General features: G+C 73.2%; 9 protein-coding genes. 3 read left to right on the forward strand and 6 right to left on the reverse strand.

All coding sequences use genetic code 11. The features are described from left to right. Positions 1-35: 35 nt before the first annotated feature. The 3 genes from ACFU0Y_RS03330 to ACFU0Y_RS03340 all read right to left on the reverse strand — a co-directional run bounded on the left by ACFU0Y_RS03330 (position 36) and on the right by ACFU0Y_RS03340 (position 4,285). Positions 36-2,267 carry an MMPL family transporter gene (locus tag ACFU0Y_RS03330; protein WP_380213026.1) on the reverse strand — a complete coding sequence of 744 codons (2,232 nt, stop codon included), beginning with the start codon at positions 2,265-2,267 and terminating at the stop codon, positions 36-38. Positions 2,268-2,392: 125 nt separating this feature from the next. After that, positions 2,393-2,782, reverse strand: a complete 390-nt coding sequence (locus ACFU0Y_RS03335) for a universal stress protein (RefSeq protein WP_380213027.1) — start codon at positions 2,780-2,782, stop codon at positions 2,393-2,395. Between the two features lie 39 nt (positions 2,783-2,821). Further along, positions 2,822-4,285 carry an APC family permease gene (locus tag ACFU0Y_RS03340; RefSeq protein ID WP_380213028.1) on the reverse strand — a complete coding sequence of 488 codons (1,464 nt, stop codon included), beginning with the start codon at positions 4,283-4,285 and terminating at the stop codon, positions 2,822-2,824. 127 nt (positions 4,286-4,412) lie between these two features. On the opposite strand from ACFU0Y_RS03340, the gene ACFU0Y_RS03345 reads away from it, so the two are divergent. Then, positions 4,413-5,492, forward strand: a complete 1,080-nt coding sequence (locus ACFU0Y_RS03345; protein ID WP_380213029.1) for a nitronate monooxygenase — start codon at positions 4,413-4,415, stop codon at positions 5,490-5,492. Positions 5,493-5,514: 22 nt separating this feature from the next. Here ACFU0Y_RS03345 and ACFU0Y_RS03350 read toward each other — a convergent pair whose 3' ends face one another. The 3 genes from ACFU0Y_RS03350 to ACFU0Y_RS03360 all read right to left on the reverse strand — a co-directional run bounded on the left by ACFU0Y_RS03350 (position 5,515) and on the right by ACFU0Y_RS03360 (position 9,096). Then, positions 5,515-7,059, reverse strand: coding sequence for a peptide MFS transporter (locus tag ACFU0Y_RS03350; RefSeq protein WP_380213030.1), 1,545 nt, complete (start codon positions 7,057-7,059; stop codon positions 5,515-5,517). 151 nt (positions 7,060-7,210) lie between these two features. Further along, positions 7,211-8,050, reverse strand: coding sequence for an aldo/keto reductase (locus ACFU0Y_RS03355; RefSeq protein WP_380213031.1), 840 nt, complete (start codon positions 8,048-8,050; stop codon positions 7,211-7,213). A 230-nt stretch (positions 8,051-8,280) separates the two neighbouring features. Continuing rightward, on the reverse strand, positions 8,281-9,096 hold the full coding sequence (locus ACFU0Y_RS03360; RefSeq protein ID WP_380213032.1) for an NAD-dependent deacetylase: 816 nt from the start codon (positions 9,094-9,096) through the stop codon (positions 8,281-8,283). A 110-nt stretch (positions 9,097-9,206) separates the two neighbouring features. Between ACFU0Y_RS03360 and ACFU0Y_RS03365 the strand changes: the two genes are divergently transcribed. Both ACFU0Y_RS03365 and ACFU0Y_RS03370 read left to right on the forward strand, forming a co-directional pair. After that, entirely contained in the window at positions 9,207-9,590 is a 384-nt protein-coding gene (locus tag ACFU0Y_RS03365) for a hypothetical protein (RefSeq protein ID WP_380213033.1), read from the forward strand. A gap of 104 nt (positions 9,591-9,694) precedes the next feature. Further along, positions 9,695-9,847 carry a hypothetical protein gene (locus ACFU0Y_RS03370; protein WP_380213034.1) on the forward strand — a complete coding sequence of 51 codons (153 nt, stop codon included), beginning with the start codon at positions 9,695-9,697 and terminating at the stop codon, positions 9,845-9,847. Positions 9,848-9,888 lie beyond the last annotated feature (41 nt).

Below are 9,888 nucleotides of genomic sequence, written 5' to 3' on the forward strand. Positions count from 1 at the left end.
GCCCGGAGCCACGGCTCCGGGCGCCCTCCCGCGGCTCAGGGCTCGACCCGCCGGTGGAACGGCCACCAGATGACCCGGCCGATGTCGTAGGTCAGCGCCGGCACCAGCAGCGACCGGACGATCAGCGCGTCCAGGAGCACGCCGAACGCCACGATGAACGCCAGCTGCACGAGGAACATGATCGGGATGACGGCCAGCGCCGCGAACGTGGCGGCGAGCACGATGCCGGCCGAGGTGATCACCCCGCCCGTGAGGGTGAGACCCCGGAGGATGCCCGCCCGGGTGCCGTGGACCAGCGACTCCTCCCGCACCCGGGACATCAGGAAGATGTTGTAGTCGATGCCCAGCGCCACCAGGAAGACGAAGCCGAAGAGCGGGACCGAGGGATCCGCGCCCGGCAGGTCCAGGACGTTGTCGAACACCAGGGCGGAGACGCCCAGGGCCGTGAAGAAGGACACCACGGTGGTGAGGATCAGCAGCACCGGCGCCAGGACGGAGCGCAGCAGCAGCATCAGGATCAGGGTGATGACCACGAGGATGACCGGGATGATCAGGGTGCGGTCCGCGATCGAGGTCTCGTTGGTGTCGATGTTCGTCGCCGTGGTGCCGCCCACGAGGATCTCCGGGTCGACCGCGCCGAGGTTCTCCCGCAGCTCGCGCACGGTCTGCTCGGCCTCGGGGGAGTCGGCGGCGTCGGCCAGCGTGGCCCGGAGCTGGTAGAGGCCCCGGGCCTCGGTCGGCTCGGCCCCGGCGAAGGGCCCGGCCTGCGGTGCGGCGTCCGCCCCGACGGGCAGGGTCCCGGACGGTGAGTCGTCGGAGACGGCCACGACGTCGGCGACCCCCTCCGTGCCCTCGACCGCCTCGACCGCGGCGTTTAGGGACCCGGTGGGGACCAGCAGGACCGCGGGACTGCCGGAGCCGCCCGGGAAGTGCTGGGCCAGGGCGTCCTGCCCGTCCCGGGCCTGGGACTCGCCGAGCACGAGCTCGCTCTGCTCCACGCCCGAGGCCTGGAACTGGGTGCTGAAGCCGGCGAGGGCGAGCAGCACCACCGTGGTCACCACCCAGATCGCCCGCGGGGCCCGGGCGACGAACCGGGCCACCGAGGCCCAGACGCCCCGGCCCTCGACGGTCGGCCGGGTGCCGGCCCCGTGCTCCACCACGCGCACCCGCTCCGCGCCCGAGGCGTCGTAGCGGGGCCGGAAGGGCCAGAAGGCTCCCCGCCCCGTGGCGAAGAGCACCGCGGGCAGGAAGGTCAGGGCCGCGAGGATCGACATGACGATGCCGACGGAGGCGACCGGGCCCAGCGCCTGGTTGGAGGCCAGGTCCGAGAGCAGCAGGCACAGCAGGCCCGCGATGACGGTGGCACCGGAGGCGACGATCGGCTCGACCGAGCCCTTCAGCGCCGCCCGGGTGGCGTCCGCCCTCCGGCGGTGGTGCAGCAGGGCGTCCCGGTACCGCGCCGTGTACAGCAGCGAGTAGTCCGTGGCGGCGCCCACCACGAGGATGAACAGGATGCCCTGCACCTGGCCGCTGATCGTCACGAGCTCGTTGGCCGCGAGCCAGTACACCACCAGGATCGCGGCGCTGAGGGCGAAGACCGAGGTCAGCAGGACCAGCACGGGCAGCACGGGGGAGCGGTAGACCACCAGCAGGATCACGAAGACCACGGCCAGCGCCACGCCCAGCAGGAGCCCGTCGATGCCCTCGAAGCCGGCCACGAGGTCGGCCGTGAACCCGGCGGGGCCCGTGACGTAGCTCTGCAGGCCCTCGGGCCGGTCCGTCTCGAACCGGTCCGCGAGCGCCTCGACGTCGTCGACGACCTCGTCGTCGGGCAGGGGGACGACGAGCTGGAGGGCCTCCCCGTCCTCGGACGGGATCAGCGGCGAGGTCCGGCCCTCGGCCAGGCCGCTGTCCTGCACCGCCGCGACGGCCTCCTCGGCCCACGCCCGGTCAGCGGCGCTCAGCCCGCCCTCCCGGGTGAGGAGGACGATCGCGGGGATCGCCTCCGAGTCCCGGAACTCGCTCTGCAGCCGGGTGACCTGTGTGGACTCCGTGGACTCGGGCAGGAAGCTGGACTGGTCGTTGGTGGAGACCTCGGAGATCTTCCCGAAGTACGGCCCGCCCACGCCGGCCACCGCGAGCCAGCCGACGATCAGCAGGGCCGGGAGGAGGACCCGCAGCAGCACCGTCCAGCGCGACCGCCGGGGTGGCTCGGGGGGCCCGGCCCAGGGAGCCGGGCGGGAGGCGGTGGGGGCCGAGGTGGTCATGGCGGGCCTTTCGGGAGCGGCAGGAGCGGGTCGGAGCCGCGGAGACCGACGGACCCGCGCGCGGGCGGAGTCGCCGGGGTCTGGGACCAGGATAATACTTCGAAAAACGAAATAAAATCCTGGGATCAGTCGTAGACGGCCTTGACGCACAGCACCGGGCAGGGGCTCTCGAGCAGGACCCGCTGGGCCGTGCTCGCCATGATGATCTTGCCCACGGGCGAGCGCCGCCGGATGCCCAGGACGATGAGCTCGGCCGCGTGGTCCCGCGCGGTGTCGAGGATGACGTCGGCGGGGTCGCTGTCGTGGTCGGGCTCCCGCAGCTCGTAGCGCACCCCGGAGCGGGTGAGCTTCGCGCGCTCCACGTCGATGTCCGCGTCGACCTCCGGGGGCTGGTGGCGCTTCGGCCGGGGCTGCACCACCACCAGGTGGGTGCCGCGGCGCTCGGCCTCCAGGATGGCGGCGTCCAGGGCCGCGTGTCCGGGGGCGGTGGGCATGTATCCGACGACGACGGTCACGGGTTCTCCTGGGGTAGCGGCACGGTGGGGCGGATCAGGTCAGGTACCGCGGTGCGGATCCGCGTCCTCGGGCTCGTCCTCCAGGCGGGCGAGCGCCTCGGGGTGCTCGAAGCGCACCTTGCGGCCGAGGAAGAGGCGGTCGTACAGGAAGTTGAGGATCCACAGGCCGAGGCCGATCAGCAGCAGGACCACGGCGATCTGGTACTCGATGAGGTCCTGCGCCCACGGCCCCACGAGGTACGCGCAGGTGATCGCGCCCAGGTAGGGGAGGACCCGGGGGGCGTGGAAGTGGTCGTGGGTGGGGCTGCGGTCCTTGCGCAGGATGATCGCCGCGATGTTGACGACGGTGAAGACGCCCAGGAGCAGGAGGGCCGTGGTGCCGCCCAGGGCGCTCGCCGTGCCGCTGCCGAGCAGGTTGTTGATCACCACGATCAGGCCCATCGCCAGCAGCGTGGTGAACACGATGGCCGACCAGGGGGTGCGGCGGCCGCGCAGGACGTGGCCCAGGAAGGGGGGCAGCACCCCCTGCCGGGCCATGCCGTAGAGCAGGCGGGAGGCCATGAGCATGTTGATCAGGGCCGTGTTGGCCACGGCGAAGATCGTCAGGAACGGGTAGATCGTGTCGATGGGGATGTTGGGGGCGCCGATCCGGACCATGTCCAGCAGCGGCGTGGTCGACTCGCCCAGCACGCCGATGGGGACGACGGCCACGGTGAAGAGCGAGACCAGGATGTAGACCACGCCGGTCAGGCCGAGGCCGAAGAGCATCACGCGCGGGAAGTCGCGGCTGGGGTCCTTGGTCTCCTCGACCATGTTCACGGAGTCCTCGAAGCCCACGAAGGAGAAGAACGCGAGCGAGGTCACCGCGGTGAGGGCCAGGAAGACGCCCTTGTCCTCGGAGGTCTCGAAGATCATGGTCTGGCTGAAGTCGGCCCGGCCCTGGAAGGACGCCCAGAAGCCCACGAGGATGACGATCAGCAGGCCGGTGAGCTCGATCGAGGTCAGCACCACGTTGAAGATGAGGCCCTCGGTGACGCCGCGGACGTTGATCACGCCGAGGATCGCGATGAAGACCAGGGCGATCACGGTGATGGTCGTGGTGGTCACCTCGAGGCCGAAGCCGCGGGCGAAGTTCGAGGCCACGGCCGAGGCCGCCGTCGAGGCGGAGGTCAGCCCGGAGCTGAGCACCGCGAACGTCACCAGGAAGGTGATGAAGTGGATGCCGAAGGCCTTGTGCGTGTACAGCGCGGCACCCGAGGCGCCGGGGTACTTGGTCACGAGCTCGAGGTAGGAGAACGCCGTGATGGTGGCCACCACGAACGCCACGAGGATCGGCGCCCACGCGGCGCCGCCGATCTCGCCGGCGATGTTGCCGGTGAGGGCGTACACGCCGGTGCCGAGGATGTCGCCCACGATGAACAGCAGCAGCAGACCGGGGCCCATGACGCGCTTGAGCTCCGTCTGCGGGGGGGACCGGGTCGTGGAGTCTGCGGACTGGGCCATCGGTGCCTCGAATCGGTGGTGACGGGCTGCGCACCCCGGCGGTCGGTGATCGTGGCCACAGCCTATGCCACGCCCTGCGGGCGGCCCAGGTGGTGACGCGGCCCCGCGGTGTTCCTAGCCTGGGTGCATGACGAGCACAGCGAGCCGCTTCCGGCTGACCGACCTCCCCCTTCCCGTCCTGGGCGCGCCGATGGCCGGCGGGCCGTCGACCCCGGCGCTGGCCGCGGCGGTCACGGACGCCGGCGGCCTGGGCTTCCTGGCCGCCGGCAACCGTCCCGTGGCGGGTGTCCGCGCGGACGTCGAGGCGGTCCGGGCGCTGACCGGCGGTCCGTTCGGGGTGAACCTGTTCGTCCCGCAGGCCGCGAACACCGCGGCTCCCGGGAGCGCGGTCGACCCGGCCGTGCACCTGTCGGTCGCGGCCTACCGGGAGGCCCTGGAGGACACGGCCCGCCGGTACGGGGTGGAGCTGCCGGGGACGGACCCCGCCGACGACGACGGCTGGGCGGCCAAGCTCGAGCTCGTCGAGGAGCTGCGGGTGCCGGTCGTCTCGTTCACCTTCGGGCTCCCCGCGGCCTCCGTGCTCGAGCGGCTCGCGGCGGCGGGCACCACGACGTCCGTCACGGTGACCTCCGTCGCCGAGGCCGAGGCGGCGGTGCGGGTCGGCGCCGACCTGCTGACGGTGCAGGGCCCGGCTGCCGGCGGCCACCGGGGCACCCACCGCGCGGAGGACGTGCCGGGGGAGGAGCCCCTGGTGGAGCTCGTCGCCGCGGTCCGCGCCGCGGTGGGCGTCCCGGTCGTGGCCGCGGGCGGCATCGCCTCCGCCGCGGAGGCGGACACGGTGCTGGCCGCCGGTGCGGACGCCGTCCAGATCGGCACGCTCCTGCTGCGCACGCCCGAGGCGGGGACCTCCGCGGCGTACCGGGCGGCCCTCGGCTCGGGCCGGTATCCGGAGACGGCCGTGACCCGCGCCTTCTCGGGCCGGTTGGCGCGCGGACTGCGCAACGGATTCGTCGACCGCTTCACAGATATGGCTCCTGCGGCATATCCTCAGGTCAACCAACTGACCAAGCCCATCCGGGCGGCCGCCGCGCAGGCCGGGGACCCGGAGGCCGTCGCCCTGTGGGCGAGCCCGTCCTTCGCGGCGGCCCGGGAGGTCCCCGCCGCCGAGGTGGTGCACGGAATCCGCCGCGCACCGGCCGGCCCCTGAGAGCGGGGCCCCGGCGGCGCCGTCAGCGCACCCCGCGCATCCTCCGCCGGATCCAGGGGGACAGCACGAGCAGGGCGGCGCCGACGGCGATCGTCACGGCGCCCAGCGTCCCGAAGTAGGCGGCCTCGGTCTGCTCGCTGTAGTAGCCCGCCAGTGCGCCGGACAGGGCGGTGCCCAGGGCCACCGACAGGTAGAAGAGGGCGACCATCAGCACGGGGTAGGCGCGCGGGGCGAGCCGGGTGGACAGGGACAGGCCCACCGGCGAGACCAGCAGCTCGCCCAGGGTGGCGACCAGCAGGATCAGCGCGGCCCACAGCACGGGCACCGAGCCCACCCCGACCATGGGAAGGAAGATCAGGAACGCCGAGCCCATCAGCACGATGCCCAGGCCGAACTTGGTGGGCGTGGCGGGTTGGCGGTCGCCGAGCTTCGTCCACAGCACGGCGAACACCGGGGCGAGCAGGATGATGAAGAGGGGGTTGAAGGACTGGACCCACGAGATGGGCATGGTCCAGCCGCCCAGCCCCCGGTTCAGCCGGGTGTCGGAGTAGATGGTGATCACGGTGAACTGCTGCTGGAACAGCGCCCAGAACGCGGCCGAGCCGATGAACATCGGGATGAACGACCGCACGCGGGAGCGCTCGTCGTCGTCGAGCTTCGCGCTGGTGAGCAGGAGCACGAACAGGGCCACGGCCGCCAGGACGGTCACGACCACCACGACGTCCGCCAGGTTGCCCGCGTTGAGCACGCCCGTGAGCACGGCGGCCGCCACGACGGCGAGCGCGGCGACCGCGACGCCGGCCCACCGGCCGTACTGGCTGCGGGGCAGGGGGTTGGGCACGTGGTGGACCTCGCCGGGCAGCCGGCGCCGGCCCAGCGCGTACTGGGTGAGCCCGAACGCCATGCCGATCGCGGCGAGGCCGAAGCCGAGGTGGAAGCCCCACGTCTGCTGGGCGAGGCCGGTCAGCAGCGGGCCGGTCAGCCCGCCGATGTTGACGCCCATGTAGAAGATCGAGAACCCGGCGTCCCGGCGCGGGTCCCGGCGCTCGTAGAGGGAGCCCACGAGATTGGTGATCGTGGCCTTGAGCCCGCCCGAGCCGATGGCGATGAGGACCAGCCCGACCGCCAGGCCGGCGACCGCGGGGAGGAGGGCCAGCGAGATGTGCCCGGCCATGATGAGCACGCCGCTGACGAACATGGTGCGCTCGGAGCCCAGCAGCCGGTCGGCCACCCACCCGCCGAGGATGGCGAACAGGTAGACGGCCCCGCCGTAGGCGCCCACGATGCCGGCGGCGGTCGCCTGGTCGATGCCCAGTCCGCCCTCGGTCGTGGCGAAGTACATGTAGAGCAGGACGATGCCCTGCATGCCGTAGAAGGAGAAGCGCTCCCACAGCTCCACGCTGAACAGGTTCGCCAGCATGCGCGGCTGGCCGAAGAAGGTCTTCTCCGCGGGACGGGGCAGGTCCGCGGGGTGGGGCAGGTCCGCGCCCGGGGTGTTGTCGGGGTTGCCGTGGGGGGCGGTGGCGCCGGTGGCGCCCTCCGTCGCGCGGGGGGTCTGGAAGGTCATGCGCACCATGATTTACCTACCGGCCGGTCGAGCACCAATCGGTGGGACCGCCGCGCTCACCCCCCGCCGGTGTGCCGGTGGCGGCACGGGCGGTGCCCGGGACCGCGGTGGGTGCACCGTGGCCCCGGGCACCGCCGGGTGGGCCGAGGACTCAGTTGAAGTCCTTGGGGTCCGAGCCGATCCGCCCGCCGTTGTCGAGACCGTTGATCGCCTCGACGTCCTCGTCGTCCAGCCGGACGTCCAGGGCCGCGTAGTTCTCGCGGATCCGCTCCGGGGTGACGGTCTTGGGGAAGACCACGTTGCCGATCGCCAGGTGCCACGCGATGATGACCTGCCCCGGGGTGGCGCCGTGCTTGCGGGCGATCGCGTCGATCGCCGGGTCCTTCAGGAGGTCGCCGCCCTGGCCCAGGGGGGACCACGCCTCGGTCAGGATGCCGTGGGAGGCGTTGACGTCCCGCAGGGCGGCCTGGTTGAAGTAGGGGTGCAGCTCCACCTGGTTGACCACGGGGACCACTCCCGTCGCGTCGATGATCTCCTGGAGCTCCTCGCGCGGGAAGTTGGAGACGCCGATGGACCGGGCCTTGCCGCTGTCGCGGATCTCCTGGAACGCCTTCCACGTCTCCAGGTACTTGCCGCGCTTCGGGGTGGGCCAGTGGATGAGGTACAGGTCGACGTACTCCAGGCCGAGCCGCTCCAGGGAGGCGTCGACGGCCTTCAGCGCGGAGTCGTGGCCGTGGTCGCCGTTCCACAGCTTGGTGGTCACGAAGATCTCGTCGCGCGGGATGCCGCTGTTCGCGATCGCGCGGCCCACGCCCTCCTCGTTGCCGTAGATCATGGCGGTGTCGATGTGGCGGTAGCCGGCCTCGAGGGCCTGGCCCACCACGTCCTCCGCGATGTCGGCGTCGACCTGCCACACGCCGTAGCCGAGCTGCGGGATGGTCCGGCCGTCGTGCAGGGTGAGGGTCGGGGACTGCGTCGTGGACTGGGTCATGGACCGTGCCTTTCGTGGGGAGTTCAGCCCGGAGGCTGACGGGGTGGGCCGGGAGGAGGTCGCCCGGTCCGGTGTCCGTCGATCAGTCTCCGCCCGTCGCCGCGCGCTGACAAGAAGGACAGCGTGCTTTCTGCTCTCAGCAATCGTCCGCCGATGCCGATGCCGATGCCGGCGGCACCGGGCCCGTCCGCCGTACCCGGCGCCGCGCCGCGGCAGCCGGCGGCCGGCCGTCAGCGGTGGGCCGGCGGGCGCGGGTCGTCCCCCGGGGGCAGGAGGCGGGGCAGGGCCTCGGCGGCCCCGGCCCGCACGGTGCGGTCCGCATGCGGGCTGAGCGCGGTGGTCTCGGGGTTGACCTCGACCACGGGCGTCCCGCGGCCGGCGGCGAGGAGCGGCAGGGAGGCGGCGGGCTGCACGAGCCCGGACGTGCCCACGACGAGCACGAGGTCCGCCTCGGCCACGGCCGCGGCGGCGCGCTCCATGGCGCCCTCGGGCAGCAGCTCCCCGAACCACACGACCCCGGGCCGCACCGACCCGCCGCAGGCGGGGCACACCGGGGGCTGCCCGCGGACCGGCTCCTCGGCACCGTCGCCCGGATCGGTGTCCGGTCCGGTCCCCGGTGACAGGCCCGGCACGAGGTGTTCCGGGAACCGTGCACCGCAGCCGGAGCAGCGGAACGCGAACAGGCTGCCGTGCAGGTGGGCGAGGACCGTGGAGCCCGCCCGTTCGTGGAGGTCGTCGACGTTCTGGGTGACCACGTGCACGCGGGCACGGTCCGCCCACCGGGCGATCGCCCGGTGCCCCGCGTGGGGGCGCAGCCGGCGCACCTGACGGGCCCGCCAGAGGTACCAGGACCAGACGAGCCCCGGATCGGCCTCCCACGCCTCGGGGGTGGCGAGCTCCTCGGGGGACCAGCGGGCCCACAGCCCGGTGCCGCCGTCCCGGAAGGTCGGCACCCCGCTCTCCGCCGACATCCCGGCGCCCGAGAGCACGGTCACGGTGCGGGCGGACCGGGCCAGGGCGAGCAGCTCGGTGTCGAGTTCGTCCATGCCGCCGACGGTATACGCCGGACGGCCAGGGGACCAGGGCTCCCGCGCCGACGCGGTCGGGCGCCCGGCCCGTTGGTCGATCCGCACGCGCGCGTGGTGGAATGGAAACCATGAAGTTCAACGTCCAGCGCGTGCTGACCCCCGCCTACCTGACCTCCGTCGCTCTCGTCGTGGTCGGAGTGGTCCTCGGTCTGGCGTGGTACCCCGTCGCGGCGTGGCTGTTCGTGCTCGCCGGCCTCGCCCTCAACGCGATGGCCGTGTCCGTCACCGAGATCAACGACGCCCCCCGCCGTCGTGCCGCCCTTCGCGCGCACGAGGGCGACGGCGGCGCGGACCGGGCCGGGGAGCTCGTCGAGGAGCGCCCCGAGGACCTCGGGGACGGCCTCCCCCCGGAGCGTGCCGCGCGCCGAGCGCCCGTCGAGCCGGACGCCGAGACGGCCGCCACCCCCACCGTCCCGCGCTCCGGCTCGAGCCCGCTGCGGGAGCGGCGCTGACGCCGTCACCGGCGGGAGCACCGGGCGGAGCCGGGGCCGTGCCCCGCGGTCGCCGGAGCAGCTCCCCCGGGGCCGGTGGCGGGCGTCATGGTAAATTCGGGGCGATGACCAGCCCCAGGAACCACGCCCACGACCTCGGCCGCGCCGTGCCGCAGGGTCGTGTGCCGTCCACGGCGGTCTGCAGCGTGTCCAACGGGACGAACGGCTACCTGAGCTCCTGGGGGCCGCTGCTCTCCGGGTGCCCCCGGGACGCCTGAGCGCTCCGGCCGGGACACCGGCCGCCGCGGCCGGGCAGTCG

It is taken from the genome of Kocuria sp. NPDC057446, assembly GCF_042802875.1.
Taxonomy (GTDB): domain Bacteria; phylum Actinomycetota; class Actinomycetes; order Actinomycetales; family Micrococcaceae; genus Kocuria.